This window comes from Acidobacteriota bacterium, assembly GCA_016716905.1.
Taxonomy (GTDB): Bacteria; Acidobacteriota; Vicinamibacteria; order Vicinamibacterales; family SCN-69-37; genus SYFT01.
Window position 1 is genome coordinate 1889329 of the sequence record JADJUS010000004.1, and the last position, 26013, is coordinate 1915341.

General features: G+C 65.1%; 26 protein-coding genes. 18 read left to right on the top strand and 8 right to left on the bottom strand.

Annotated elements, in window-relative coordinates:
• Positions 1 to 4: 4 nt before the first annotated feature.
• Positions 5 to 448, bottom strand: coding sequence for a DUF1801 domain-containing protein (locus IPL75_12460; protein MBK9241050.1), 444 nt, complete (start codon positions 446 to 448; stop codon positions 5 to 7).
• Positions 449 to 1759: an amidohydrolase gene (locus IPL75_12465; GenBank protein ID MBK9241051.1), complete on the bottom strand. Its 1311-nt coding sequence runs from the start codon at positions 1757 to 1759 to the stop codon at positions 449 to 451.
• 68 nt (positions 1760 to 1827) lie between these two features.
• Here IPL75_12465 and IPL75_12470 point away from each other — a divergent pair, with 68 nt between their 5' ends.
• Positions 1828 to 2193, top strand: a complete 366-nt coding sequence (locus tag IPL75_12470; protein MBK9241052.1) for a hypothetical protein — start codon at positions 1828 to 1830, stop codon at positions 2191 to 2193.
• 119 nt (positions 2194 to 2312) lie between these two features.
• Here the strand turns inward: IPL75_12470 and IPL75_12475 are convergent, their stop codons facing one another.
• Complete coding sequence (locus IPL75_12475) at positions 2313 to 2798, bottom strand: hypothetical protein (GenBank protein ID MBK9241053.1); 486 nt, start codon at positions 2796 to 2798, stop codon at positions 2313 to 2315.
• Positions 2799 to 3095: 297 nt separating this feature from the next.
• On the opposite strand from IPL75_12475, the gene ccoN reads away from it, so the two are divergent.
• The 14 genes from ccoN to IPL75_12545 all read left to right on the top strand — a co-directional run bounded on the left by ccoN (position 3096) and on the right by IPL75_12545 (position 19041).
• The gene (gene ccoN / locus IPL75_12480; protein ID MBK9241054.1) at positions 3096 to 5336 is read left to right on the top strand and encodes a cytochrome-c oxidase, cbb3-type subunit I; all 2241 of its coding nucleotides are present in this window, start codon (positions 3096 to 3098) and stop codon (positions 5334 to 5336) included.
• Positions 5336 to 5503, top strand: coding sequence for a hypothetical protein (locus IPL75_12485; protein MBK9241055.1), 168 nt, complete (start codon positions 5336 to 5338; stop codon positions 5501 to 5503). Before ccoN ends, IPL75_12485 begins: the two co-directional genes overlap by 1 nt.
• A gap of 7 nt (positions 5504 to 5510) precedes the next feature.
• A complete protein-coding gene (locus IPL75_12490) occupies positions 5511 to 6098 on the top strand; it encodes a c-type cytochrome (GenBank protein MBK9241056.1) in 588 nt (195 codons plus the stop codon).
• Positions 6099 to 7526, top strand: coding sequence for a cytochrome c oxidase accessory protein CcoG (gene ccoG, locus IPL75_12495; protein MBK9241057.1), 1428 nt, complete (start codon positions 6099 to 6101; stop codon positions 7524 to 7526). It abuts the gene before it with no gap.
• On the top strand, positions 7523 to 8056 hold the full coding sequence (locus IPL75_12500; protein MBK9241058.1) for a FixH family protein: 534 nt from the start codon (positions 7523 to 7525) through the stop codon (positions 8054 to 8056). Before ccoG ends, IPL75_12500 begins: the two co-directional genes overlap by 4 nt.
• A complete protein-coding gene (locus IPL75_12505) occupies positions 8053 to 10563 on the top strand; it encodes a heavy metal translocating P-type ATPase metal-binding domain-containing protein (protein ID MBK9241059.1) in 2511 nt (836 codons plus the stop codon). The genes IPL75_12500 and IPL75_12505 overlap by 4 nt, the downstream gene beginning before the upstream one ends.
• Before the next feature lies 1 nt (position 10564).
• Positions 10565 to 10762 carry a cbb3-type cytochrome oxidase assembly protein CcoS gene (gene ccoS / locus IPL75_12510; protein MBK9241060.1) on the top strand — a complete coding sequence of 66 codons (198 nt, stop codon included), beginning with the start codon at positions 10565 to 10567 and terminating at the stop codon, positions 10760 to 10762.
• The gene (locus IPL75_12515) at positions 10759 to 11379 is read left to right on the top strand and encodes a cytochrome c3 family protein (GenBank protein MBK9241061.1); all 621 of its coding nucleotides are present in this window, start codon (positions 10759 to 10761) and stop codon (positions 11377 to 11379) included. The genes ccoS and IPL75_12515 overlap by 4 nt, the downstream gene beginning before the upstream one ends.
• A gap of 10 nt (positions 11380 to 11389) precedes the next feature.
• Positions 11390 to 14527, top strand: a complete 3138-nt coding sequence (locus tag IPL75_12520; protein MBK9241062.1) for a 4Fe-4S dicluster domain-containing protein — start codon at positions 11390 to 11392, stop codon at positions 14525 to 14527.
• Positions 14528 to 14681: 154 nt separating this feature from the next.
• Positions 14682 to 15986: a polysulfide reductase NrfD gene (nrfD, locus tag IPL75_12525; protein ID MBK9241063.1), complete on the top strand. Its 1305-nt coding sequence runs from the start codon at positions 14682 to 14684 to the stop codon at positions 15984 to 15986.
• Positions 15983 to 16534: a DUF3341 domain-containing protein gene (locus IPL75_12530; protein ID MBK9241064.1), complete on the top strand. Its 552-nt coding sequence runs from the start codon at positions 15983 to 15985 to the stop codon at positions 16532 to 16534. Before nrfD ends, IPL75_12530 begins: the two co-directional genes overlap by 4 nt.
• Entirely contained in the window at positions 16527 to 17144 is a 618-nt protein-coding gene (locus IPL75_12535; protein ID MBK9241065.1) for a cytochrome c, read from the top strand. Before IPL75_12530 ends, IPL75_12535 begins: the two co-directional genes overlap by 8 nt.
• Before the next feature lie 7 nt (positions 17145 to 17151).
• Positions 17152 to 18366, top strand: a complete 1215-nt coding sequence (locus tag IPL75_12540) for a hypothetical protein (protein MBK9241066.1) — start codon at positions 17152 to 17154, stop codon at positions 18364 to 18366.
• Between the two features lie 12 nt (positions 18367 to 18378).
• Positions 18379 to 19041 carry a sulfite exporter TauE/SafE family protein gene (locus IPL75_12545; protein ID MBK9241067.1) on the top strand — a complete coding sequence of 221 codons (663 nt, stop codon included), beginning with the start codon at positions 18379 to 18381 and terminating at the stop codon, positions 19039 to 19041.
• On the opposite strand, the gene IPL75_12550 is transcribed toward IPL75_12545, so the two are convergent.
• The 3 genes from IPL75_12550 to IPL75_12560 form a co-directional block, all read right to left on the bottom strand.
• Positions 18974 to 20509 (bottom strand): CehA/McbA family metallohydrolase, encoded by a 1536-nt coding sequence (locus tag IPL75_12550; protein ID MBK9241068.1) that lies wholly within the window; start codon positions 20507 to 20509, stop codon positions 18974 to 18976. The two genes, IPL75_12545 and IPL75_12550, sit on opposite strands and share 68 nt — an antisense overlap.
• A gap of 64 nt (positions 20510 to 20573) precedes the next feature.
• On the bottom strand, positions 20574 to 20828 hold the full coding sequence (locus IPL75_12555; GenBank protein ID MBK9241069.1) for a hypothetical protein: 255 nt from the start codon (positions 20826 to 20828) through the stop codon (positions 20574 to 20576).
• 184 nt (positions 20829 to 21012) lie between these two features.
• Positions 21013 to 22176, bottom strand: a complete 1164-nt coding sequence (locus IPL75_12560; GenBank protein MBK9241070.1) for a DegT/DnrJ/EryC1/StrS family aminotransferase — start codon at positions 22174 to 22176, stop codon at positions 21013 to 21015.
• 45 nt (positions 22177 to 22221) lie between these two features.
• Between IPL75_12560 and IPL75_12565 the strand changes: the two genes are divergently transcribed.
• Genes IPL75_12565 through IPL75_12575 form a run of 3 tightly spaced genes read left to right on the top strand, consistent with a single transcriptional unit; the run spans position 22222 to position 24306 of the window.
• Positions 22222 to 22626 carry a hypothetical protein gene (locus tag IPL75_12565; protein MBK9241071.1) on the top strand — a complete coding sequence of 135 codons (405 nt, stop codon included), beginning with the start codon at positions 22222 to 22224 and terminating at the stop codon, positions 22624 to 22626.
• Positions 22623 to 23000 carry a hypothetical protein gene (locus IPL75_12570; protein ID MBK9241072.1) on the top strand — a complete coding sequence of 126 codons (378 nt, stop codon included), beginning with the start codon at positions 22623 to 22625 and terminating at the stop codon, positions 22998 to 23000. Before IPL75_12565 ends, IPL75_12570 begins: the two co-directional genes overlap by 4 nt.
• Positions 23001 to 23040: 40 nt before the next feature.
• Positions 23041 to 24306 carry a GGDEF domain-containing protein gene (locus IPL75_12575; GenBank protein MBK9241073.1) on the top strand — a complete coding sequence of 422 codons (1266 nt, stop codon included), beginning with the start codon at positions 23041 to 23043 and terminating at the stop codon, positions 24304 to 24306.
• Positions 24307 to 24385: 79 nt separating this feature from the next.
• Here the strand turns inward: IPL75_12575 and IPL75_12580 are convergent, their stop codons facing one another.
• Positions 24386 to 24769, bottom strand: coding sequence for a RidA family protein (locus IPL75_12580; GenBank protein MBK9241074.1), 384 nt, complete (start codon positions 24767 to 24769; stop codon positions 24386 to 24388).
• Between the two features lie 15 nt (positions 24770 to 24784).
• The gene (locus tag IPL75_12585) at positions 24785 to 26008 is read right to left on the bottom strand and encodes a pyridoxal phosphate-dependent aminotransferase (protein ID MBK9241075.1); all 1224 of its coding nucleotides are present in this window, start codon (positions 26006 to 26008) and stop codon (positions 24785 to 24787) included.
• Positions 26009 to 26013 lie beyond the last annotated feature (5 nt).

A 26013-nucleotide genomic window follows, 5' to 3' on the forward strand; every position in this document is an offset into this window, starting at 1 on the left:
AAGTTCACGCCTTCCGTGCGGCGGCTTTTCGGGCCTGGATGACCTTCTTCAGCTCGACCAGCGACTGCTTGATGAGCTTCTTCAGCGTCGGCACGTGGATGTCGGAAAGGCGCTTGAAATACAGGCACGACTTGCCGGTCGAATACGTGCCAAGCGTGGACATCAGGTCCTTGTGCCCTTCGAAGCCGGGCATGATGTAGACGGTGATCGCCTGTTTGCGCGGCGAAAAGGCCGTCGTCGGCCAGTCGCCTTCCTGGCCGCTGGCATAGACGTAGTGATAGCTGCCGAAGCCGACGATTGCGGTGCCCCACATCTTCGGCTTCTCTTTGGTGACCGACTCCATCAGCGCGGCAATGGCGTAACAATCCTCACGGACCTGGGGATTTTCGATGCGATCGAGAAACGCCTTCACTGACGCCCGCGTCTCCTTTGTCTTGAGTTCAGCCATCTACTTCCTCCCCGACAGGTAGTCCACCGCCAGATGCGCGAGCGCTCGCACACCTGTGGGCAGCGCGGCTTCGTCCACCACAAACAGCGGTGAATGATTCTGCGGCGCCTTCCCCACTTGCGCCGGCGGCGTGATACCCAAAAACACGAACAGGCCAGGCGCCTGCCGCTGGAAGTACGTGAAGTCCTCAGCGCCGGTAATCAACTCCGACACCTTCACCGCACCTGGTGCCACACGCTCCAGTGTTGGCAGCATCCGGGCAGTCAGCGCTGGCTCGTTGCTGGTGACGGGATACCCCTTGGTGATGGTCACCTGCGCGGTCGTTCCCGCGGCCTCGGCAATGTTCTCGGCGATTCGCGTGACCTTCGCATGGATGTCCGTCTGCACCGCGTCGTCAAACGTCCGAATCGTTCCCACAAGTTTCGCGCTGTCTGGAATGATGTTGTTGCGCACCCCGGCCTGGAACTGCCCCACGGTCACAATGGCGGGCAGCGCCGTAATGTCGACGCCGCGGCTGACGATCGTCTGCAGCCCCATCACAATCTGTGACCCGACGACGATGGGATCGATGCCGCGCCAGGGCGTGGCGCCGTGAGTCTGGCGGCCGCGCACCACGATCTCGAACGTATCCGACGCGGCCATGAACGGCCCCGAGCGATACGTGAGCTGTCCAGTGGGAATGTTCGCGAACACATGCAGCCCGAAGACGGCATCCACCTTCGGGTTATTCATGACACCGGCCGCGATCATGGCCTCTGCGCCTGCGGGCGTCTCACCGGTCGGTGCGCCTTCTTCGGCGGGCTGAAAGATGAACTTCACCGTCCCTGGCAGCCGGTCCTTCACCTGAGTGAGCACCTTCGCCGCTGCCAGGAGCATCGCCACGTGTGTGTCGTGCCCGCACGCATGCATGACACCCACCTGGTTGCCTTGATACTCACCCGAGGCCTTGCTGGCAAACGGCACGTCGGTTTCCTCGCGCACGGGCAGGCCGTCCATGTCCGCTCGCAGGGCCACCACCGGCCCCGGCAGTCCACCCTTGAGCACCGCCACCACTCCGTGACGCGCGATCCCGGTCTGCGGCTCCAGCCCCATCGCGCGCAGCTGCGCGACGACGTACTTTGCGGTTTCAACCTCGCGGTTTGAGAGTTCCGGATGTTCGTGAAGGTGGCGTCGCCACTCGATCAGCTGCGGCTGTGATGCCGCCACCAGGCGATCGATGTCTGCCGATAGGGGCGACTGCTGTGCGGCGTTGATACCGCTGACCGTTGCTGCCGTAACAAAGAGAACACAGAGTGCGACTCGCTTGTGCATCCGGGGATTGTAGCCGCGGACCGACAGGAATAAGATGGAAATGGAGGCGCAATATGCGGCTCATCTCGATGGTTGTTCTCGCACTGGCGTGTGTGGCCACGCCGGGATGTGATCAAGACTCGCCCACCGCTCCCAGCCCGACCATGTCCGACTTGACCGGCACCTGGACCGGCACAGGAACGTATCCCAACGCACCATTCCGGTTCGTATTGACACAAACCGGAACCACACTCCGCGGTGATTACAGCGACGGCTACGACCGGAGTCCTTCGGTGAGCGGGACCTATACGTCACCGACCTTCATCATCGACGTTGACTTTGGCGACGGCCACCTCCACTTCGCCGGGACCGTGGTGAACGCCCGAACCGCCACGGGCAACATGTGGACGTCGGCGCTGGGCAACCGGCTCTTTCCGTTCACGATGAGCCGGTAGGGTCCAGGGCGGGGGCGGGGGCCGGGGGGGGGGGGGGGGGGGGGGTCAGGCGGGGGGGGGGGGGGGGGGCGGGGGGGGGGGGGGGGGGGGGGACGCCTAGGCAGCGCAGTTGCGGCTGTTCAGGTACACCCAGCTACGCGGCGCCACAAACGTGACAATCGCGAATCGTACTGACTGACTGGGTCGTCGCTCGCGAATCTGTGCATGGCCCCCGCGAACATCGCCACGCCGATTATGCCGGCGGCGGTGACCGACAAGCCCACCACCATGCGGTGTGTCGATCGGCGTTCCCCAATCCAGGCCCAGCCGTTGTCAACGCCGGCTGCAACCGCCAGCATCAGGGCGACACCGGCCAGCGACACAACCACCGACGCCAGGAACCAGCGCCAGGATTGGGCCGTCCACACGCCACGCCTCATCCGAATTCCGTGTCTCGCATAGACGGTGAGTCCGGCCAGCACAATGCCGTGCTGCGCCCACCTCAGTACCGTCGCCAGCTCAGGCCACGGGACCAGGCGCGCCGCCAGCGGCAGCAGGACCACCGCGAATGACAAGGGGCCCCACCAGCGACCACGAACGAGTGGCGGCACCAAGGTATGAGTCATCTGAGCGCAGATGGTATCAGGCCGCAGGATGGGCTTCCGGGCCCCCTGCGGCATTCCCCGACCGCGGGGAATATTCCCCAGCCCGAACGGGGCTGTACGGCAATTCCCTGCGAATTTACTCAACGAATCCAGTAGTCGCCCGGGTGGAATGGCGATTGCTATGCAAGGCCATCGACGAGCGCCAGGTTGCACCTTGAGGTGTGCCGTTCTGCGGCGTCGGGACGTGTGCCTGGTCGTGCGCCTGTGGCCCCTGGAACGAGCCCGGCGCGGCGGCCCGCTCGCAGACAGGGCGAGGCAATGGGCGAGACAGTCCGCTACGACGACAAAACGCCGCGACGATTTTTTCTCGCGGCCGTGGTCTGGGCCGTGGTCGGCATGCTGGTGGGCGTGCTCATCGCGGCCCTGCTCTTCATTCCCGCGCTGAACTTCGCGCCGTACCTCACCTTCGGCCGGCTGCGACCGCTCCACACCAACGCGGTCATCTTCGCCTTCTGCGGCAACATTATCTTTGCCGGCACCTACCACTCGATGCAGCGCCTGCTGAAGACGCGCCTCTTCAGCGACGGCCTGTCCGCCTTCCACTTCTGGGGCTGGCAACTCCTCATCGTCGCCGCCGCCGTCGCGCTGGTGACGGGCAACACCCAAGGCAAGGAATACGCCGAGCTCCCCTGGATCCTCGACATCGTTATCGCAGTGCTCTGGGTGACGTTCGCCATCAACTTCTTCGGCACCATCGCCATCCGGCGCGAACAGCATCTCTACGTCGCCATCTGGTTCTATATCGCCACGATTGTGGCGGTGGCGATCCTGCACATCGGCAACAGCATGGTGCTGCCGTATTCGTGGCTGGGCAGCTACTCAGCGTATGCGGGCGTGAAAGACGCGCTGATGCAGTGGTGGTACGGCCACAACGCGGTCGCGTTTTTCCTGACCACGCCATTTCTCGGCCTGATGTACTACTACCTGCCCAAGGCCGCCGAGCGCCCGGTCTTCAGCTACCGGCTGTCGATCATGCACTTCTGGTCGCTGGTGTTTGTCTACATCTGGGCCGGTCCGCACCACCTGCATTACTCGGCCATCCCCGAGTGGGCATCGACCCTGGGGATGTTGTTCTCGCTCGTCCTCTGGATGCCGTCGTGGGGCGGCATGGTCAACGGCTTCTTCACGCTTCGAGGCGCGTGGCACAAACTACGCGAAGACCCCATCCTCAAATTCATGGTGGTGGCCATCACCTACTACGGCATGTCGACCTTCGAAGGGCCGATGATGTCGATCAAGTCGGTGAACGCCGTCTCCCACTTCACTGACTGGACGATCGGCCACGTGCACGCGGGCGCACTCGGCTGGAACGCGTTTCTCTCATTCGCGATTCTCTACTGGGCCATTCCCCGCCTCTGGAAGACGCAGCTGTACTCCACGCGCCTGGCCACCGCGCACTTCTGGACGTCCACCGTGGGCCTCATCACCTATCAGGTGTCCATGTGGGTGGCCGGCCTTACACAGTGGGCGATGTGGCGCGCGTTTGAACCCGACGGCCGCCTGACCTACCCCGACTTCATCGAAACGGTCGTCCGCATCATTCCGATGTACTGGGTGCGCCTGGGCGGCGGGCTCCTGTTCTTCGCCGGCCTGCTGATGATGTGCTGGAACATCTTCAAGACCATCAAGACCGCGCCGGCCGACTACGCGGTGGAACCTGAAGTCCACGCCCCACCCCGTGTGAACGACGATGCCGCGCCCGGGGCGGTGACGCCGGCCAACACGTACGACTACGCGCTCTATCGCCTGCAACACGCCACCCGTCACGGCTTCCACCGCGTGCTCGAACGGCGCACGGTGACATTCACGGTGCTCACCGTCCTGGCCCTGTCAGTGGGATCGCTGGTTGAAGGACTTCCGATGTTCTTCAACAAGTCGAACGTCAAGGAAATCGCGAGCGTCAAGCCCTACACGCCGCTCGAAGTGGTCGGCCGTGACATCTACGTGCGTGAGGGGTGTTACAACTGCCACTCGCAACTCGTCCGCCCGTTCCGGTATGAGACCGAACGCTACGGTGAGTATTCCAAGGCCGGCGAATACATCTACGACCGGCCCTTCCAGTGGGGCTCCAAACGCACGGGCCCGGACCTGCACCGTGTCGGTGGCAAGTACCCGTCGTTGTGGCACGTGCGTCACATGGACCGGCCAGACTCCACCACACCGGGGTCGATCATGCCCCGGTATCCACACCTGCTCACCCGCACGTTTGACACGAGTTTGATCCGGCGCAAGCTCGAGGTGCTCCGCACCCTCGGCGCGCCCTACACCGACGGCGAACTCGAAAATGCCATCACGGCGATGCAGGCGCAGGCGGGGGCCATTGCCGCAGAAGTGGAATCGCAGCAGGGGCCGAAGGGTCTGGCTGACAAGGAAATCCTTGCGCTCACCGCGTACCTGCAGCGCCTGGGCACCGACATCCGCTGGAAACGTGTCGAGACACAGGCGCCGTTCTCTGCCCCATCACTCATCACACCACCACCATCGGGAGGAGGTCGCTGATGCTCCAGGAACTGACAGCCGGCTCGGGCGCAAGCATGTGGGCCGTGGGTTCCATGCTGTTTTTTATCGCCGTGTACGTGGTGGTGGCGGTGCGGGCATTCCGGTCACCCGCCGCCGACCTCGACGCCCGCGCACGGCTCCCTCTCGACGACGACGAGAAAGTGTGAGACGACCATGGCGAAGTACGAAGACAAAGTCCTGCACGAACTCGACGGCATCCGCGAATACGACAATCCGATGCCGGGTTGGCTCATGGCGATCTGGTGGGGGTCCCTCATCTTCGCCGCCGGCTATCTCCTCTTTTATGCGTTGAGCTTCGGCGAAGGGTCGCTGGAGGCGGAGTACCGCGCGCAAGCCACGGCGGCGACGACCGAGATCCAGGCGTACTTTGACGCGAACCCGATCGTGCCACCATCCCCGCAGGCCCTGCTGGCCGGCGCGACCAACGCCGCGGTGGTTGGCGCGGGCGAATCGCGGTTTTCCCGATCGTGCGCGCCCTGCCACGGCGCCCAGGCCCAGGGCCTGATCGGACCGAACCTCACCGACGAACACTGGCTGCTTGGCGGGTCAGTCGAGCAGATCTTCCAGACGATTGCCAAAGGATCGCCGGCCAAGGGCATGCCGCCGTGGGGACGCGCCCTGCGGCCCGAGGAACTGAGCGCGCTGGTTTCCTATGTGCGGAGCCTGCAGGGCACGCGACCGCCGAACGGCCGTGCGCCCGAGGGCACGCTCTTTGTGGCGGAGCCCATCAAGGGGCAATAGATGAGCACCCCGCACGAGCGCATCTTCGACACCGCGCCCCCGGACGAGCTGCTGTTCAGCATCTCGGCCGACGGCCATCGCCGGTACATCCACCCGGTGGTGAGCAAGGGACGGTACTGGAAGATCCGCCGCAACATTGCGGTGGCGCTCGTGGTGCTGTTCTTCGTCCTTCCCCACATCACGGTCGGTGAGTACCCGGCGATTCTGTTCGACCTCGCCACGCGCAGGTTTCACGTATTCGGCGGCACCTTTCATCCCACAGACAACCTGCTGCTTGCCGCTTTCGGTTTTGGCGTGGTGGTCACGGTGTTTTTTGTCGGGTCCACGTTTGGCCGCGTGTGGTGCGGCTTTGGCTGTCCGCAGACGATCTATCTGGAGTTTCTCTTCAGGCCCATCGAGCAACTGGTCGAGGGCGGAGCCACCGGGCAACTGCGGCTGAACAAGGAACCGTGGAGTCTTCGCAAGTTTGGCATCAAGTCGCTCAAGTGGTTTCTGTGGTCCGTACTTGCGGTGCTCATGGCCGCAACCTTTGTGTCGTACTTCACCGGATGGTCGCCGCTGGTGCGCGGCATTGTCTCGGCGCCGGCGGCGTGGACCAGCGCGATCATCACCATGGCGGCGGTCACGGGTCTCATCCTGTTTGACTTCGGCTGGTTCCGGGATCAGATGTGCACCATCGCGTGCCCCTACGGCCGGCTGCAGAATGTGCTGGCCGATCGCGACACGCTCCTTGTCGCCTACGACCAGGCCCGCGGTGAGCCTCGGCTGGCGCCGAAGTTCAGGCTGGGCGTGGAAATCTCCGGCGCGTGTGTGGACTGCGGCGCGTGTGTGCGCGTGTGCCCCACCGGCACCGACATCCGGCGCGGCCTGCAGGTGGAGTGCATCGGCACGGCGCAGTGTGTGGACGCGTGTGACGAGGTGATGCGCAAACTGGGCCAACCGACCGGACTGATCAAGTTCACCTCTGAACGCGAGCAGCAGGGCGGACAACGCCGGCTCTGGCGCCCGCGCAACCTCGCGTATCTGGCGCTGCTCACCGTGGCATGGGGCACCCTGGGCGCCCTGGTCTTCACGCGCGCGGATGCCCTGGTGGAAATCCGTCGCGGCGGGCGCGAGACCTACCGCATCCTGCCGTCGGGCGACATCGCCAATCAGCAGCGCATCCGGTTCACCAGCCAACTGGACGAGACACAGCGTTTTGACGTGGTCGTCGATGGCGCGAACGGCGCGACGCTCGTTCTGAGCGAATCGCCGATCATTGTGGCCGCCGAGCGGGTGGTGACCGTCAATGCCGTCACGACCATTCCGGCAGCCATGTTTGACGATGGCCAGGCGACGGTCCGCTATGTCGTGACGTCCGACCGGGGATTCCGCAAGGAGATCGAGTTCCTGCTGCTCGGCCCCTCTGACCAGGGAGACCACCGATGAAGTTCGCACGGGTGCTCTCCGACTACCGGTGGCCGATCTTCATCGGCGGATTGTTATCGATGTCCGTCCTGTCGAGCGGCGTGCTGGTGTGGATCGCCACCCGCCCTGATTCGCCACGCCCGATTCAGGGCTACTACGAGGCGGCCCGTGCGTGGGACGCCAGCGAGGCCGAACAAGACGCGAGCCGGCAGTTGGGCTGGACCGTGCGATATGAACTGCCGGCCAACGTGCCCTACCTGCGCGGTATGCCGAGGCCCGTGGACATCTCGGTGGCCGACCGCACCGGCGTCCCGGTGGCGGACCTGACCGGCCGCCTGCTGGCCCTGCGTCCATCCGACTCGCGGCTCAATCAGCAAGGGGCGCTTTCGGCGATCCCCAATCAGCCCGGTCGATACCGCACTCTCGTGCGGCTCGACGAATCCGGCGAGTGGGAGATGCGCCTCGACGCCTCCCAGCAGGCGTTGCGATTTGTACATGCCGCGCGGATGCAGATCGTCGCCGATGCGTCCGCGGGTGGGGTCACGCGATGACCACCGCACGCGGTCAACAGCCGGTGTCGGCTCCGGGCGTCGCCTGTGCACACTGCGGCCTGTCCGTGCCGCCGGGACTTGTGCGTCCGGAGGAATCGGATCAGTTCTGTTGCAACGGTTGCCGCCAGGTCTATACCCTCGTGCGCGAGTGGGGATTCGGTCAGTACTACCGGCTCGTGCACCGGCAGCAGGCGGCGCTTGAACCTGCCAGGGTCAGCGGCCGCAGCTTCGAAGACTTTGATGACGCGCGGGCGCAGGGGGAAGCGACGATCGCGGCCGGTCCTGACCGCCAGCGCACGCGTTTGTACCTTGAGGGCGTCCAGTGCGCGGCCTGTGTGTGGCTTGTGGAAAAGCTGCCGGCCGTGCTGCCCGGGGTTGACGAGGTCAGGCTGAACTACGCCACCGGCGTCGCCGAGGTCACGTGGCGCCCGGCGCACACCCGGCTGTCGACGGTGAGCAAAGCACTGGACCGCCTGGGCTACACGCCGCACCTGCAGCGGCTTGGGCGTGGACCTGAACAACCGCGCCATGAAGATCGCCGGATGGTGGCCCGCCTCGGTGTGGCCGCCGCGTGTGCGATGAACCTGATGTTCGTCTCGGGCGCCCTGTATGCCGGCGAGTCCTCGGGCATGGCATCGCCCTACGAGACGTTCTTCAGGTGGTTCTCGCTCGTCATCGCCGTGCCGGTGCTGACGTTTTCGGCGCGGCCATTTTTCCAGACGGCCATCGCCGGCCTCCGCATGGGCCTGGTCCACATCGACCTCCCCATCGCCGTGGCCCTTGTTGTGGCGGCCGCGGCGAGCGCCTGGAATACGGTCACGGGCCACGGCCCTCTCTGGTTTGATTCACTGGCGATGCTGGTGGCTGCCCTGCTGGGCGCCCGCGTGCTGCAGCGCGGGGCGCACCGTGCTGCGGTTGAGCGCGCCAACAGCCTTCGCGACGTCGCCTTCCTCGAGTTTGCGCGCCGGTTCGACGGCGACGGCCCCGATGCACCGGTGATTGAAGTGCCCCTGGCGGCGCTCGCTCCGGGAGACCGCGTCGAGGTCAGGTCCGGCGATCTCATTCCGGTTGATGGCGTCATCCTCAACGGGCGGTCGTCACTGAGCAACGCCGTGCTCACCGGCGAAGCCACACCGCAAACCGTGCGCGAGGGCGACACCGTCACAGCGGGCGCCACCAATCTTGGCGCGCGTCTGGTGGTTCGGGTTGACGCCGCCGGAGAGCGCACCCGCGTGGGCGCCCTGCTCGCCATCGTGCAGGACGCGCTGTCGCACAAGCCGGCGTTGGTGCAGACCACGGACCGGCTCGCGCGGCGCTTTGTGCATGTGCTGCTGGTGGTGGCGGCGCTCACGGCCGCGGTGACCTGGGCGGCCTATGGGCCCTGGGTGGCCATGCAGCGAGTGGTGGCACTGCTCGTGGTCTCGTGCCCATGCGCACTCGGATTGGCGGTCCCACTCGCGATGTCGGTGGCGCTCACGCGCGCCGCCAGGGCCGGCATCTTCATCAAGAACCCCGATGCGCTCGAACGACTCCGTCATGTTGAGACGGTCCTGCTGGACAAGACGGGCACGCTGACCGAGGGTCGCGCCACCGTGGCGCGCTGGCACGGCGATTCGTCGGTGTTCGAGCTGGCGCGGGCGCTCGAGGCCGAGTCGTCCCACGCGGTGGCACGCGCCTTTCAGGCATCCAGCGGACGTGCTCTGCAAATCGTCCGAACGGTTCACGACGCCGTCGAGTCGCCTGGGTTTGGCATCGCCGGCCGGGTTGACGGCCACGACGTTCGCGTGGGCACTCTGGCGTTCGCCTCATCGTCGAACGCCGCGTTGCCCCTGGCGGTGGCGGGCGCGGCTGCCGCCATGGTGACCGCCGGCCTCAGCCCGGTGTATGTCGCCATCGATGGCCAGGTCGCTGGCGTGGCCGGCATCGGCGATGCCATTCGCCCGGACGCCGTGCCCACCATTGCGGCGCTGCGTGCGCGCGGCATCCACGTCCGCATCCTCTCGGGCGATCACCCGGACATCGTGGCCGCCCTGGGGGCGCGCCTCGGCCTCGCGCCTGAGGATGCGCAGGGTGGGCTCACCCCCGAAGCCAAGCGCGACATCGTCGCGGCATTGGCCGCGCGTCCCGCACGCACCGGGACGGTGGTGATGGTTGGTGACGGCGTCAACGACGCGGCCGCGCTCGCGCTCGCCGATGTCGGTGTGGCGGTCCACGGGGGCACCGGGGCGTCGATGATGGCGGCCGACGTGGTGCTCACTCGTGAGGGTGTGGCGCCGCTGCTTGAGGTGCTCGCCGGCGCACGGCGCCTTCGCGGTGTTGTTCGCCGCAACATCGCCTTCTCGATCTTCTACAACACGGCGGCCTCGTCCCTCGCGGTCGCCGGTATGGTGAGCCCGTTAGTTGCGGCCGTGCTGATGCCCGTGTCCTCACTGACGGTGGTGCTCTCATCGGCGATGACGCGCACCTTCGCGCGCACGCGTACGACCCGAATGGGGGCGGGCGCCTGACATGGAGGCACTGTTCGTGCTGTTGCCCCTCGCCTTGCTCATTGCGGCGATCGCCGTCGGGTTCTTCGTGTGGGCCGCGCGCACCGGTCAGTTCGACGACCTCGACACGCCGGCCATCCGCATTCTGTTTGACGATGAGGAGCCGTCTCGTCGCCAGGAATCTCGACTGAACACTTCGACACGGAGAGTTGACGAATGAAGAGGCCGACAGTGATACGTGTGGTGATCGTCACAATCGGGCTCGCATGCATCGGCACGCTGTCGTACGCGCTGAGCAATGCGCGCCAGGGATACGCGCCGCGCCAGCCCATCCCGTTTTCGCACAAACGCATGGCGGGAGCCCCCGACTGGCAGGTCGACGACAAAGGTGTGCGGGTCAACCTCGGCGGGTTTGGCATCCCCTGTGTGTATTGCCACACGATGCCCTACAAAGGCCGGCACTCGACGGTGCCGTCCACGGCCGTCTGCATGAACTGCCACTCAACGGTGGGTCTCAACCGCGAGTGGGTGCTGAAGTTGCGGGAGTACTGGGCCAGCGGAGAACCGATTCCGTGGGTGAAGGTGCACGACCTGCCGGACTTCGTGTACTACGACCACTCCGCGCATCTCAACGCCAAGGATGAACTCGGGCGGCCGAAGCTGCCGCTCGTGGACGCCAACGGCAAGCCCATGGTGGTGTGCCAGAACTGCCATGGCGACGTCGCCAACATGGAGATCGTGTCCGTGCAGACCACTTTCAACATGCAGTGGTGTGTGGACTGCCACCGGAAGCCTGAAATGAAGGCGTCCACCGATTGCATCACGTGCCACAGGTAGGGAGAGCTGTATGAACGAGCACGACATCGCCAGCCCGCAGGAAGGCACCGGCATCGACCGGCGCGAGTTCCTGCGGCTGACCAGCACAGTGGCCGCCGCAAGCGCCCTGGCCAGCGCCGGTTGTCAGATTCCACCGGAAGCCACCGTGCCTTTCCACGACATGCCGTCGGAACTGGTGGGTGGCCTCGGCCATGCGCGTTTCTTCCATACCGTGATCGACGGCACGCCTGTGCTTGTGCGCACGCGTGAGGGCCGGCCCATTCTCGTGACGCCGCGTGCGAACGAAGTCACCGGCCGTGGCCTCACGGTGCGTCATCAGGCCGCCCTCATGGATCTGTATGACCCCGACCGCGGCCGTGGCCCCGTGTCGGTCAGGCGCAGCGCCGGCCCCACGGTCAGCACAAACTGGAACGCGGTCAGCGCGCAGGTCGTGGCACGTCTGAAGGCAGCAGGTCCGCGGGCGGTGCTGCTGACCGGCCCCGTCAGCAGCCCGGCGATGTTGTCGGCCATTGCCGCACTGGGTGCGAGCACCGGGTTGCGTCACATCGAGTGGGCGCCGATCGACGAGTTCGACACGGCGTGGGCGTGGAACGAGGCGTTCGGCACACCAGCGGTCGGCCGCCCTCGACTCGACAAGGCTGATCTGATCCTCGGCCTTGGAGCCGAGTTCCTGGATCGCCCTGGCGCCGGCCTCGAACCACTGTTTGCGGCGCGCCGCACCCCGGACGGGACCGGTGATGCACGCATGAGCCGGTTCATCCAGCTGGAGGGACGGTTGACCCTCACCGGCGCCAACGCCGACCAGCGCATCCGTGCGCGCGACTCACACCTCGCGGCGATCGGTGCGGCGCTGGCGCACGAACTCATCGTGGTGCGCGGACGAGGCCCTCTTGCGGGTGATGCCACGGTGGCACAGGCACTGGCGCCCTTTGCGATCTCAACCGTGGCAGTCGCCACCGGGCTCGATCCAGTTGTGCTCCGGTCGCTGGCAGACGAGTTGGCCCAGGAGTCACGACGAGCGATCGTGGTCGCGGGTGGAGCCGCGAGCACCGCCGCCCAGGGACCAGCCATTGAGCTGATTGCTCTTGCGCTCAACATCACGATTGGCGCCTTTGACGCAGGCCTTCTCGAAGACCGGCCGACAGGCCGCACGTCGGGACATGGCGCCGCGCTGCAGGCCCTTGCCGCGGAGATGAATGGCGGCGCCATCGAAGGGCTCATCGTCGCCGGCCCGAATCCGTTGTATGACGCGCCTTCAAGTCTCGGACTGTCCGAAGCATTCGGCAAAGTGCCGTTTGTGGTTTCGCTCAATGACCGGCTTGATGAAACATCGGCGGCGGCCGACTTTCTGGCTCCCGCAAGTCATCCCTTTGAATGCTGGGGTGACGAGACGTTGCCTGCAGGGTACGTCGCGGTGCAACAGCCGGTGATTCCGGCGCTTCACAATTCACGCGGACTGCTCGACGTGCTGGTGGACTGGGCCGCTGCCCTGGGTGACCTGACCGCTCTCGCGGCTGTCGCCGCGGCCTTGCCCCCTGCCGCTGCCCCGGCTGTCGGCACAGGCCAGCGCGGCCCCAGCCCGAGCCCGGCGTACCACTATCTACGCGCGGCATGGGCCACCCGCCTTGGACTTGCTCCGGCCTCCCCGGCATTTGAACTCGCCTGGACCGACGTCCTTCGAACCGGTGGATGGCAAGGCCCAGTGGCCCCCGCGGCGCCCCGCGTCTTCCGCGCGGCCGCTCTCGAGGCGTTGCCCCGCCTGGCAGCGATGACAGCAGCAGACACGCTGGAACTTCAGCTCTATCCCGATCTGGCCATGGGCGACGGCCGCCCCGGCAACAACGGCTGGCTGCACGAGTTGCCCGACCCGATCACGCGCCTGACCTGGGGTGGCGCCCTGTCGCTCGCTCCGAGGCGCTTTGACGAAATGGGGCTGGCCAATGGCGATCTGATCGAGGTGAATGCCGGCCACGCGACGATCGTGGCGCCGGCATACCGACACGCCGGCATGCACCACGACCAACTCGCACTGCCCCTCGGGTTTGGGCGCACGGCGTGTGGCGTGATCGGTAACGGTATCGGCCCCAACGCATTTCCCTTGCGCCAGCTCATTGATGGACGAGTGATTGGCGCCGGGCTGCCGGTGACCATTCGCAAGGCCGGCGGTCACACGCCTCTCGCCCTCGCGCAGGGCTCCGATGTGATCGATCGGGCCCGCCGCCCGCTGGTGCCCACCACCACGTTGTCCGAGTATCAGAAGGATGCCCGGGCCGGCACCGAACAAACGGCTGGTGGTCCCTCCGCGTGGCCGGCGCACGAATATCCGAAGGCGCGCTGGGCGATGGCCATCGACCTCACCAAGTGCACCGGCTGCGCGAAGTGCGTGATCGGCTGCCAGGCCGAAAACAACATCCCCGTGGTTGGACCGTCGAGCATGATCGCGGGCCGCGAGATGTCGTGGCTGCGCATCGACCGCTACTACGATGCCCCACTCAAAGAAGGCGGCTGGGACGCCGAGGTCTGGGACGGCCCACTCGAAGTGACCGAGGAGCCGAAGGCGCTCTTTGAACCCATGTTGTGCCAGCACTGCGAAAACGCGCCCTGCGAAACGGTCTGCCCGTTTGTGGCGACCATGCACAGTGCCGATGGGCTGAATCAGCAGATCTACAACCGCTGCGTCGGAACGCGGTACTGCGCCAACAACTGCCCGTTCAAGGTGCGCCGGTTCAACTACTGGGAGCTGAGCAAGAAGCAGGAGAGCGGATTCTTCCGGTGGCTGGTGCCCCAGATTGCGGCCAACTCCGATCTGAATGCGCGCGAGCCGATGCAGATGAAGAACAACCCGGAGGTCACGGTGCGCAGCCGCGGCGTCATGGAGAAGTGCTCGTTCTGCGTCCAGCGCATCCGGGCGGCCACGGCCGAGGCGACACGCAACGGGCAACCGAAAGACCATCTGCCAGAGGGTTCAGTGGTGCCCGCCTGCATGGAAGCCTGCCCCACCCGCGCCATCACGTTTGGCGACATCAATGCCCCCGACTCGCAGGTGGCGGCCCTCGCCGGGCACCCACGTGCGATGAAACTGCTCGACGCGCTGGGCGTGAAGCCCTCTGTTTCTTATCTGACGAAGGTGCGCAATGACCAGGCATGAGCCCAGTCCGTACGCGACGGTAATGGACGACAGCCAGCTCACAGGCCGGCCGATCGTACTTGCGGGCGCGGGTCCGTATGGCGGCGACATTGAAATCCCCGAACCGCTCGTCACGGGCGCCAAGAAGTGGGCGGAAGTGGACCGCGACATCTGCATGCACGCGGAACAGTTTCCAACCCGACGCTGGTGGATTGCCTTCAGTGTGGCGCTGGCGTGCCTCTCGGTGCTGGTCTTCTCGCTGATCACGCTCTTCTACGGTGGCATGGGCATCCTGGGCGTCAATCAGCCGGTCGGCTGGGGCTCGTTCATCGTGAACTTCGTGTTCTGGATCGGCATTGGTCACGCCGGCACGCTGATCTCGGCGGTGTTGTATTTGTTCCGCCAGCAATGGCGCACGGGCATCAACCGCGCCGCCGAAGCCATGACGCTGTTTGCGGTGGCCTGCGCGGGCATCTTTCCAGTCATCCACCTCGGCCGCGCGTGGTTCGCGTACTGGCTCGTGCCGTATCCCAACGCCCGCGGTCCCCTCTGGGTCAACTTCAACTCACCGCTCGCCTGGGACATCTTTGCGATCTCGACCTACGGACTGGTCTCACTCACGTTCTGGTACCTCGGTCTGTTACCCGACCTGGCCACCGTGCGTGACCGCGCCACCCACCCGTGGCGCAAGAAGCTCTATAACGCGCTCAGCTTCGGGTGGACGGGCTCAAACCGCGCGTGGCACCACTACGAATCGGCGTACATGGTGCTGGCCGCGCTCGCCACGCCGCTGGTGTTTTCGGTCCACACCATCGTCTCGTTCGACTTCGCCACGTCGATCATGCCCGGGTGGCACACCACGATCTTCCCGCCCTATTTCGTCATCGGTGCCATCTTCTCCGGCTTCGCGATGGTCATCACGCTCATGACGTTCATGCGCGGCTATTTCGGCATGAAGAACTACATCACCATCAACCACATGGAGGCGATGGCAAAGATCCTCATGCTCACCGGCATGCTGGTCGGCTTCGCGTACTCCACCGAGTTCTTCATGGCCTGGTATTCGGGCAGCGAGTGGGAAGGATTCGTGTTCAAGAACCGGGCCTTTGGCCCCTACTGGTGGGCCTACGCCATCATGTTCACCTGCAACGCGATCGTCCCGCAGGTGTTCTGGTTCAAGGCGATGCGCCGCAACACACTGGTGCTGTTCATCGTGTCCATTCTGGTCAACGTGGGCATGTGGTTCGAACGGTTCGTCATTGTCGTGACCTCCCTGCACCGCGACTATTTGCCCTCGTCGTGGGGCATGTATGCGCTCACGTTCTGGGACTACGCCATTCTGCTGGGGTCCTTCGGGCTCTTCTTCACCCTGTTCCTCCTCTTCGTCCGGTTCCTTCCGGTCGTGGCGATTTCCGAAGTGAAGGGCGTGATGGACCCGAAGGTGGCGCGCGCCGTGCGCGCAGGAGGACTGACGCGATGACACCTGATGCCAGCGCCGGAGTGCTCGGCGACTTCTACGAGCCAGATGACGCGTTGGCCGCCGCGCAGAAGGCGCGGGAGGCCGGCTGGACACACTTCGACATGCTCACGCCATTCCCGGTGCACGGGATGGATGACGCGATGGGCCTGAAGCGATCCTGGATTCCGTGGGCGACGCTCGCCCTGGCGTTTGGCGGGATCGCCTTCGCCCAGGGGCTGCAGAACTACGTGATGGTGTGGGACTGGCCGATGAACTTCGGCGGCAAGCCCTTTTTGTCGTGGCCGGCGTTTATCCCCATCACGTTTGAGGCCATGGTGTTCTGGGCCGCCATTGGCACCGCCATCATCGCGGTGGTGGCAGGCAAACGGACGGGCCAGCTGCGGCCGCCACCACCGCTGCTCCCCACCGGTGCGACGGTGGATCGCTTCGTGATTTGGATTGCCGCGACCGATCCCAAATGGACGCACGACGACCCGCGCGGGTTTGTGAAATCCCTGGGCGCGGACCATGTGCGGCTTGTTGATGTCACTGGAGGGATCCGTGAGTAACCGTACCCCTGCCCTCGTGCTTGGAGCGCTGACACTGGTGCTGGCCGGCTGCGACGTCGGCCTGCCGGCCGGACGCATGCCGCACCGCGAAGGCAACCGGCTCGACATGGTGGATCAGTCGAAGATGAAGCCCCAGCGCCGCGATCCGTTTGGCGGTCGCCCCACCGGCATGCTCGAACCGCAAATCGGCACAGTGGCGGTGAACGACACGCCGTACCCCTACGCGCAGAATGAGGCGGACCGTGCGGGCGCCGAACTGGTGAATCCACTCCCGCCCACCCCAGAGGTGCTCGCACACGGTCGATTCGTCTTCGAGAACGTCTGCATCACGTGCCACGGTCCACGCGGCGCCGGCGATGGCCACGTCACGGCGCTCTTTCCAAAACCGCCGAGCCTGATGACGCAAAAAGTGCGCGACTGGCCCGACGGCCAGATCTTCCATCGTCCCATGCGGGGCCAGGGGTCGATGCCGAGCCACGCCCGGCAAATCGATGCCCGTGACGCCTGGTCGGTGGTGCACTACATCAGGCAGATGCAGGCCACAGAACCCGTTGCGCCTCCGCCGGCGACGCCTTCGACAACGCCGGCTTCGGCGGCACCAGTCAAGTGAGGATTTCATGAGCCACACCCACTCCTTCGAACTTGCGCCACCGCCGGCGCGCCTGACACTCCCCGTCACGGTGCGAAGCCTGGCCGCGCTGGCGGCCGTGGTCGGCGCCGCGACGCTGGCCTGGACCTTCAGCACCGGCGACAGCACGCGCGCGTGGAGCGCGTATCTCATCGGTGTGTTCTTCACTCTGGGCCTCGGGGTGTTCGGCGCGGCATGGCTCGCAATCCTGAATCTCTCTGGCGCCGCGTGGTCGGTGACGATGAGGCGGATTCCAGAGGCGATGACGGCCTGGTTGATTCCCGGCGGTCTGCTCGCCCTTGCTCTCGGCCTTGGCGCACACTCCCTCTACGAGTGGACTCATGACAGCGTGGTCGCGGCTGATCCTCTGCTTCTGCACAAGGCGCCATTCCTCAACATGGGAATGTTCTGGGCGCTGGTCGGAGGAAGCCTGTTGCTGTGGGTGGTATTCGGCCGGTTGATTGTCGGCGCGTCGTACCGCCAGGACGATCAAGGCGGCGTGGCGTTGACGGGACAACGGCGCACGTTCTCGGCCATCTTCATTGTCATCTTCGCGCTCACCCTCAGCGTGGTCAGCTTCTATCTGTTGATGTCGCTCGAGCCTCACTGGTTCTCCACGATGATGGCCGTGCTGGTCTTCACGGACGTGATGCAGACCGGCACCGCATTCGTCGCGGTCGTGGCCGGACTGTTCGTTGCGTCAGGCACGCTCCGCGGATTCCTGAACGAACACCACCTGCACTCACTGGGCAAGATGTTGTTTGCGTGGACCGGATTCTGGGCCTACATCTACTTCTGCCAGTTCATGTTGATCTGGTATGCGAATCTTCCTGAAGAGACTGTGTACTTCCTGCGCCGAGCAGCCAACGGCTGGCTGCCCTACATGGTGCTGTTGCCGCTGTTGAAGTTTGTGGTGCCGTTCATGGTGTTGCTGCCACGCGCAGCCAAACGGACGCCGTCGCGCCTGGTGCCGATGGCGATCCTGATCCTGGTCGCGCAGTTCTGGGAGTTGTATCTGATGGTGGCGCCCGCGCTTGGCCATGGCGACGAGCCCGCGCACGCACAGTTGCCGGTGGTGGAGTTGCTCGTCACGCTGGGATTCCTCGGCCTCTTCACGCTGGTGTTTGGCTGGGCGCTTGCCAGACACGATGCGGTGCCGCTGAAAGACCCGTCGCTGGCAGAGTGCCTGGCCTATCAGTCCTGACGCGATGTTCCCATGGACCACTCGCACGCCATTGCCCCGCACCTCGACCTGCTTGGCTTTCTGACTCTGGGCCTGCTCGGCGGGTTCGGGCACTGTGTGGGCATGTGTTCGCCGTTTGTGATGATCGTGGCGCGGCAATATGCCGGTGACACACGACCAGCCTGGCTCGCGCACACCTGGTATACAGCCGGCCGGATCACAACGTACATGTTGCTTGGCGCCGCGGCAGGGGCCATGGGATTGGTGGTTGGCCGCGCCGGGGATATGGTCGGTCTGCAGCAGGCGGCAATGGTCCTGGCGGGCGTGATGCTGGTGGCGTGGAGTCTGGCCGTGTTGATGGACGCGGGCCCGCGTGTGCTGCGCGCAAGTTGGGTGTCGCGCGCGGTGACCAGGCTGAGCGCACAGATGCCGGCGCACCCCTTCCCGCTGGGCCTGGCCCTGGGGCTACTGCCGTGTGGATTGGTCTATACCGCGGTGGTCGGCGCTATCGCACAGGGCGGTCTTGTTGACGGCGCGCTCGCACTGGCGTTCTTCGGCGCAGGCACGGTGCCCGCGCTGCTGGTGGTCTCCTTCGCCGACCAACTCATCGTCAGGCGCCGTCCCGCACTCAACCGGTTGTCGCAGGTGTTCGTGCTGGTGATGGGCGTGTCGTTCCTGGTCCGCTGGCTGCGGTAACAAGTCGCAGTTGCGGCGGCCTGACGAAGACAGGATTCGAGATCGCCGACAATCCGTTGTCGTCACGCAGTTGCACGTTTACCCACTGCCCCGGGGCCAGGCGCAGGGAGTGTCGCACAGCAGCGGCGTCGATCAGGATCGAGGCGACCACCTCACCGTTGCGGACGACCTCGGCGCGTTGCCCCAACGCCGATTGTGTGTCGATTCGCAGTTCGACCATCGTGGCCTCCGACAGGGTCACGACGCCGCCCATACTTGTCTCCCGTCCGCTCGCTGTCACCGCAATATCGACAGCCAGGCCAGGCGTGCCTCGCGTCCGGATGTAAGCGCGCCCAGCCCGCACGCCCTCAAGAATTCCGGTTTCCGAGAGGTCTGAGGCAAACACGACGGTGGCGGGCGCGCCGATGCGACTTCGGCTCGATCGCGCGGCGTGATCGTCGCTGCCGCCGATCCCGATGATCCGGTGTCCTTCGTTCAGCCGCTGATGCCAGAAGCCGAGGCCCGCCGTTGGCCCTTCGACCGTGGGGCCGTTGACGACTTCCAGCACTGGGACTTTCGCCCACGGGGTCGCCGGCGCGTCCCACCCGCAGCCCGTGCACCGATCGCCAGTTTCCCGGCCGGGGTGGTTGATGGACAAAACGCCGCCGGCTCGCTCGACATCATCAATCACGTGCCCCATGTGCCGCCCTTGAAAGCCGAGGCGAAAATCGATGAACGCGCTCGTGCCGTACACGTTGGCGTGTCCGCGGAATGTGGTGAGCTCCTGGCCGCGAATGAGCAGCAGGTCGGGGCTTCCTTCTTGCAGCGTAGCCATTTCGGCGTGGTGGCTGGTGGTGTTGTGATCGGTGATTGCCAGAAAATCGAGGCGCTGCGCTCGTGCGGCTTCCACGACTTCCCACGGCTGACAACCCCGCTTGACTGCTTCGGGACCATCCTGACAATCAAAGGCGTCGCTGTGCACGGTGTGGGCGTGGAAATCGCCCGTAAACCACGCCGGCCCGGCTCTGAGCGGCGTCGGGACGCCTGGGCGCGTATCAGCCGCAAACGACAGGCGAATTCTGACCTGCCAGGTGGCGCGCGTATCAGCGCCAATCGCTGGGACACCGAGTGACAAGCGCCACGTTCCCGCGAGCAGCGGCCCGGTGCTGTACGAAGGCGTGGCGTGACCCTCCGCAATGAAAAAGCGCGACTTGCTGAAGCGACTCGTGCCGCGGAATCGCATCGGATCAAACAGGCCCACTTCCAGCTGTGTGCCGGCGTCCTTGTGTGAATGCGTGAATTCGAAATCGATCCGCGTCACTCCGGCCGGGACCGTGAACGGGTGCTCCTGGTATGTGCCCTTGTCGGCTCTGGTGAGTTCCCCCCCAAGCACCACCATTGTCGGGCTGGGCCCTGAAGGCTGCGGGTGCGCCGTCGTAGACAAGGCGAGAGTCACGAGGCAGGAGACACTTACAACGAGGCGGCGCATGCCGCGACTCTAGACAACCGGTGTGACGCTCATGTCACGTGGCGACGGCGTCGCCCGCCGCCTTTCACATCAACCGGGTGATCACGCCGAAGGCGGCGGCGATCATCGCGAATAGCGTAGTGAACTGCACCGCCAGCACCGACATGAAACGCCGGTCGAGCGAATCGAACCTCCGCTCCATCCGTGCATCCAGCGCGGCAATCATCGTCTTGAGATCCGCATCAACCGCCAACATCGTCCGACTGGTATCCGCCATCGTCCCCTCCAACGCCTTGGTCCGCACCTCAACGCCTACCATCCGCTCTTCGATCGTCGCCATCGTCTACCTCCTGGTGCCCTACACCAGCAGATCTCATGCCGTAACCGGGTTTAGAGAATTCCGGCCGACAAAACGACAGATGGTCGTCATATGTCGCAGTTTCTTCCACTCTGCCCCGGTGACACATCGCAGAATTTGACGACGAGCCGTCACTGACGACGGTGCCATCGTCGTCGACGAGTCGTCAAGAGAAAACGTCTTCGAAAACGTCTTCGAACGCCCGGATCAACTCTGGCGCGCTCATGCGGTTCCACGTTTCATTTACGCCGAAGGTGAGTGTTTGGCCCGTCGGCGGCGCCGACATCGCAATGCTGCGATCGGCCAGGCGTCGAGCCACGTCGGCGGGCGACACGCCCTTGAACGTCACGCGCGCAAGGTTGGTGCCGTTGGGAATGCGTTCGATTCCCATCCGCGGGTGTTTTGCCATCGCGGAATAAAACGCCTCGGACGTCTGCACTGCGGTCTTCAGCCGGCCCTCGAAACCGTCCATGTAGTGCCGCGCCACCAGAGCGGCGTTCCAGCCAACGGCGAGGTTGCCGCCGAACATTCGGCGCACATGAAACATTCCGTCGAGCACGCGTTTTGGCCCAGCCAGGATGGCGCCAATGCCTGAGTTGAAATACTTCCACAGCGACACGTAGACCGTATCGAAGGGCGCGGAGTACTCCGCCGGCGAGATGCCGGTGTAAGCGGACGCGATAAACAGGCGCGCGCCGTCCAGGTGCATCCCGATGCCACGATCGCGAGCGAGCGCCGAGATGGCCTTGGCCTCGTTCCAGTCGAACATCTGCCCAGACAGGCGGCGGATTGGGCTCTCGATCGCAATCGCACCGACGTCGGTGGCCACGCGGCCGCTTGCGGTGCGCGCCAGCACCGCTTCGACATCCGCCTTCGTAAAGGTGGCACGGCCCGGCGCCAGCGGCATCAGCGTGAGCCCCGACAACGTCTGGCAGGCGTCGCCGGTGTCGTTGTAGATGTGGCTCATCTCGGGAACGATGACTCGTTTTTTCGAGCCCGCCAGTGCGCGGAGCGCCAGTTGATTCGCCAGTGTCCCCGATGGAAAAAACACCGCAGTCTCTTTGCCCAGCAACTGTGCCCAGTGGCGTTCGAACTGCTCCACTTCCCCACCAAGCAGGTAGTTGTCCTCGGCCACGTCCTTGCTCTGGCACAGCCGGCCAAGCAGCGCGGCGTACTCACGCGGGCTGATGCCAATGCCGTCGCCGGCCAGGTGGACGACCCGATCGGCCTGGGTCGCCGGATTGGCCAAAACCGGTGTGTACGGAAGGCAACCGAGTCCAGCGGTGGTGCCCAGGGCACCCACAAAGTGGCGTCGCGAGATGGCGGGCATGAATCCTCCGGGTGAATGGTATCCTCCCGGCCTATGAATGCAGCCGTGCGAAATACCCTGGCGTTCCTTGGCGGCTTCGTTGCGCTCGGCGTGGCGAAGTACGCCGCGATCGCACTCGGCAACGCGGCGATCCCGCCACCGGCCGGTGTGGATCTTTCCACCATCGAAGGGCTCACGGCGGCCGTGCCTCTCTATGAAGCGCAGCAGTGGATCCCGGCCTTCTTCGAGCATGCGGTGGGTTCGATGGCCGGCGGCGCCACCGCCGCATTCCTTGCCGTGAGCCACAGAATGAAGCTGGCGCTTGGCATTGGCGCGCTTCACATGGCCGGGGGCATCGCTGCGGCGCTGATGGTGCCGTTTCCCGCGTGGGTCGTCACGCTGGACCTTGTCGCCATGTACCTGCCGATGGCCTGGATCGGTGGCACACTGGTGGGCGGGCGACGGCCGTGAGGCGAAGCAAACTGCTGAATCTGGGAGTGCTGCTCACCTCGCTGATTGGGTATCTGGAGTGGGGGCAGGACCAGTCCCTGTTCCTGTTTCAGGCGGAGGCGGACTTGATCGTGAAGGGGTTGACGAGTCCGGGCGAGGTTCTGCATCCCTTCACCCTGCTGCCGTTGCTGGGGCAACTGGCGCTCGTGGCCACCCTCTTTCAGCAGACCCCAGGCAAAAGACTCACGTATGCGGGGATAGCGGGCATCGGCCTGCTGCTCGCGTTCATGTGCCTGATCGGCCTGATGAGCTTCAATGTGAAAATTTTCGCTTCCACCATCCCGTTCCTGGTGCTCGCCGTGCTGACGGTTCGGCACCATCGCTCGGCGGGGTGAGGTGTATCCTACGCGGATAGGCCCGGAGCGCGAGTAACGAATGGTAGACGTTCTGTCCCCCCTAATCGCGTTCGCCGGCCAGGCTGACTGGGCGCTGGCGCGGCCCCTGCCGGTGGTCACACTGGAGATCCGCAAGGCCGTCGGCCTGGCCGTGCTGGTGCCCGCCGGTACACTGTTTCTTCTGTATCTCTTTCGACCGCGGCCCTATGTGCTGGCCGGTGTCGCCGCCTGGCTCGCGGCCAGCGTCATGCTCCTGGTGTTGAGCGTTGATTCTGCGGGCCCAGGCGTCGCCGACGTCCCCGGCTATCTGGTGTCTGGCCGACTGGCCATCGCCACGTGGGCAATCGCGGCGCTCGTCTTCGGCGCCGGACTTCGTTTTGCCGGAGTGTGGTTTCGGGAGCCGGCAACGATGTCGCGTGCCTTCCTGTGGAGTGCGGCGGCAGGCGTGGCCTGGATCAGCGTCGCCGCCCTCTTCATGCGACCGCGCGCGGTCATCGTGCCGGCATTCGTCCTGATGTGCGCGTGGCAGGCCAGGGGCGCGATGCGGTACCTGCGCGCAGCGCATCAGTACAGGTTTGTCGGGGCGCTCGTCGCGGGCATCGGCGTGATCGGCATCATCGGCGTCAACGTCACCGCAGCGTTTGTCGCCGCGTCAGACGGCGCCATCTCCCAAGCCACCACGAACATCACGTACATCAACTTCATCTCGGCCGCGCTCATCATGCTCGGCATGCACCTGCTGATCTTCGAGGATGTGATTGAGGAACTGCGCACGTCCGGCGCCGCCGTTCGCGAAAGCCGCGACGAAATGCGCGCGATGGCGATCACCGACCCGCTGACCCGCTGTTACAACCGCCGCTTCCTCGAGGAAATCGAGACGCACGAACTCGCGCAGCACCGGCGATACGGCCTGCCCCTCTCCCTGCTCTATATCGACATCGACCACTTCAAGACCATCAACGACACCCGCGGCCACGACACCGGCGACAGAGTGCTCAAAACCCTCTCCACCATCCTGCGGGCACACACCCGCCGATCCGACTACGTGTTGCGCTGGGGCGGGGATGAATTCCTGGTGCTGCTCTCGACAGACGAGGCCAGCGCCCGCGCGAAGGCCGACGACATCCGTCACGTCTTCCTTGAGTCGGCCATCGTGCGCGGGCTGCCCGACGACGTGGATGTCAGTATTGGCTGTGTCGCCGTGCCCCAGGACGCCGAACATCTGGCCCCGCTCATCGACCAAGCCGATCGCGACATGTACCGCGGCCGTCGTGAAGCAGCCACCACCAGCGTTCAGGGGGACTGACAGCCAGAAAAAGACGTCGGGTGTCTTTTTGCCTACCGCCGCCAAAAAGACACCCGACGTCTTTTTCTGGCACCTTCCGTCAGGCGCTCGGCCTCACGAGCACCGCGTCCACTTCGATGTCGAAACCCGCGAAGCTGGACTGGACCAGCGTTCGGGCCGGCAGGGGATCGCCGACGTATTCCCTGTAGATCGCGTCGAACTCTTTGGCGTCCGCCGGGTTTCTGAGGAACACGCCAACCCGCACCGCGTCTTTCAGTGACAAGCCCGCCGCATTGGCAGCGGCCTCGAGGTTGTCGAGTGTCATGCGGGCCTGCACGGCAAACGGCTTGTCGCCGTGCCTGACGTTGTCGCGGTCGCGGGGCGTCTGCCCCGCCAGGAACACGAGGCCGCCGGCCTCGACGGCGATGTTGTACGAGCCGGCCGGCAACGGCGCAATGTCACTGGTGAATGTCTTGCGGGTCATGGTGATTCCTGTTGTTCAGGCGCGATAGCGCTCAATGAGTTGCACCGTCCGCTCCACGGCGTGCACGGCGGCCTGGTGGTTTTGTGAAAAGTTCAGGCGAATGCTGTCCGTGCAGTCCGGGCTGAACTCGGTCCCCGGTGTCACCGTGACACCGGCCTGCGTGCGCAGCGCGCGCACGAAGCTATGCAACGAGATGCCCAGCGCCGGCAGGCGAGGGAAAAGATAACTGCCCGCCTGAGGTGCGCGTGCGGCCAACCCAGGCACCGTGCCGAACACCGCCATCAGGTCATCGCGGATGGCCTGGTGTTTCGCGATGCGGTCTTCCATCCATCCGGCCGGCTCGTTGAACCAGGTCCGCAACACGGCCTGGGAATACCCCGGCGCACGCAGAGAGACGATCGCCTGCAGCTTTTCCATGCGGTCAATCAGATGCGCGGCACCAAACGCCACACCCAGGCGATACCCGCTCAGCGACTCGGTCTTCGACGGTCCCATGATCGTGATCACATGGTCGGCGTTGATGGACGACGCGCGCAGGTGTGTGTAGACCTGACCGGTAAACAGCATGCGCGAGTAGAGCTGATCGACGATCACGGTCACGCCGTATCGGTTGGCCAGCGCCGCGATGCCCGCTATTTCCGCCGGGGAATAGATCACACCGGCAGGATTGTTGGGATTGGAAAACAAGAACGTCCGGACACCGGTCTTGAAGGCGCCCTCGAGCTCGTCCAGATCCAGACCGGCGCCATCGGTGTGCGCCAGGTGATTCATCCGCACGGGTACGGCTTCTGCGCCCAGGAACGCCACCAGCTTGCGGTTGGCGAAATAGTCGGGCCGCACAATGGCGACCTTGTCACCGGCGGCCACCGTGGCCCCGAGCGCGAGGAACAGCGCCCCCTGCGTGCCGGGCGTGATGATCAACTCCTGCGCCCCGGACACGGGTCGGCCGGTGAACGCGGCCAGGTGTCCAGCCACGCGGCCGCGCAGTTCAGCGCCGCCGCGGTACTCGGTGTAGGCCTGCGGCCCGCCGCGATGCACACCCTCGACAAACTCTTCCAGCGCGCCGGGCGTGGGCGCGAAAGCGTTGTCATTCACATCACCGTGCGAAAAATCGACCGGGACTCCAGGCAGCGGCTCCCCGCGCATGTCGGCATCCGGGATGCCCGCCGCCTGTCGCACTTCCTGGCCAGGCGCGTGATCGGTGCCCAGCTTCGCGAACTTCTCTTCAATCAGATTCATGCTCA

Bases quoted from the DNA above. Each gene is read 5' to 3' on its own strand.
- IPL75_12460 (MBK9241050.1), bottom strand. From the start codon at position 448: ATGGCTGAACTCAAGACAAAGGAGACGCGGGCGTCAGTGAAGGCGTTT.
- IPL75_12550 (MBK9241068.1), bottom strand. From the start codon at position 20,509: ATGCGCCGCCTCGTTGTAAGTGTCTCCTGCCTCGTGACTCTCGCCTTG.
- IPL75_12505 (MBK9241059.1), top strand. From the start codon at position 8,053: ATGACCACCGCACGCGGTCAACAGCCGGTGTCGGCTCCGGGCGTCGCC.
- IPL75_12515 (MBK9241061.1), top strand. From the start codon at position 10,759: ATGAAGAGGCCGACAGTGATACGTGTGGTGATCGTCACAATCGGGCTC.
- IPL75_12560 (MBK9241070.1), bottom strand. From the start codon at position 22,176: ATGCCCGCCATCTCGCGACGCCACTTTGTGGGTGCCCTGGGCACCACC.
- IPL75_12555 (MBK9241069.1), bottom strand. From the start codon at position 20,828: ATGGCGACGATCGAAGAGCGGATGGTAGGCGTTGAGGTGCGGACCAAG.
- nrfD (MBK9241063.1), top strand. From the start codon at position 14,682: ATGCACGCGGAACAGTTTCCAACCCGACGCTGGTGGATTGCCTTCAGT.
- IPL75_12585 (MBK9241075.1), bottom strand. From the start codon at position 26,008: ATGAATCTGATTGAAGAGAAGTTCGCGAAGCTGGGCACCGATCACGCG.
- IPL75_12475 (MBK9241053.1), bottom strand. From the start codon at position 2,798: ATGACTCATACCTTGGTGCCGCCACTCGTTCGTGGTCGCTGGTGGGGC.
- IPL75_12520 (MBK9241062.1), top strand. From the start codon at position 11,390: ATGAACGAGCACGACATCGCCAGCCCGCAGGAAGGCACCGGCATCGAC.
- IPL75_12580 (MBK9241074.1), bottom strand. From the start codon at position 24,769: ATGACCCGCAAGACATTCACCAGTGACATTGCGCCGTTGCCGGCCGGC.
- IPL75_12465 (MBK9241051.1), bottom strand. From the start codon at position 1,759: ATGCACAAGCGAGTCGCACTCTGTGTTCTCTTTGTTACGGCAGCAACG.
- ccoN (MBK9241054.1), top strand. From the start codon at position 3,096: ATGGGCGAGACAGTCCGCTACGACGACAAAACGCCGCGACGATTTTTT.
- IPL75_12485 (MBK9241055.1), top strand. From the start codon at position 5,336: ATGCTCCAGGAACTGACAGCCGGCTCGGGCGCAAGCATGTGGGCCGTG.
- IPL75_12545 (MBK9241067.1), top strand. From the start codon at position 18,379: ATGGACCACTCGCACGCCATTGCCCCGCACCTCGACCTGCTTGGCTTT.
- ccoG (MBK9241057.1), top strand. From the start codon at position 6,099: ATGAGCACCCCGCACGAGCGCATCTTCGACACCGCGCCCCCGGACGAG.
- ccoS (MBK9241060.1), top strand. From the start codon at position 10,565: ATGGAGGCACTGTTCGTGCTGTTGCCCCTCGCCTTGCTCATTGCGGCG.
- IPL75_12490 (MBK9241056.1), top strand. From the start codon at position 5,511: ATGGCGAAGTACGAAGACAAAGTCCTGCACGAACTCGACGGCATCCGC.
- IPL75_12540 (MBK9241066.1), top strand. From the start codon at position 17,152: ATGAGCCACACCCACTCCTTCGAACTTGCGCCACCGCCGGCGCGCCTG.
- IPL75_12470 (MBK9241052.1), top strand. From the start codon at position 1,828: ATGGTTGTTCTCGCACTGGCGTGTGTGGCCACGCCGGGATGTGATCAA.
- IPL75_12500 (MBK9241058.1), top strand. From the start codon at position 7,523: ATGAAGTTCGCACGGGTGCTCTCCGACTACCGGTGGCCGATCTTCATC.
- IPL75_12575 (MBK9241073.1), top strand. From the start codon at position 23,041: ATGGTAGACGTTCTGTCCCCCCTAATCGCGTTCGCCGGCCAGGCTGAC.
- IPL75_12530 (MBK9241064.1), top strand. From the start codon at position 15,983: ATGACACCTGATGCCAGCGCCGGAGTGCTCGGCGACTTCTACGAGCCA.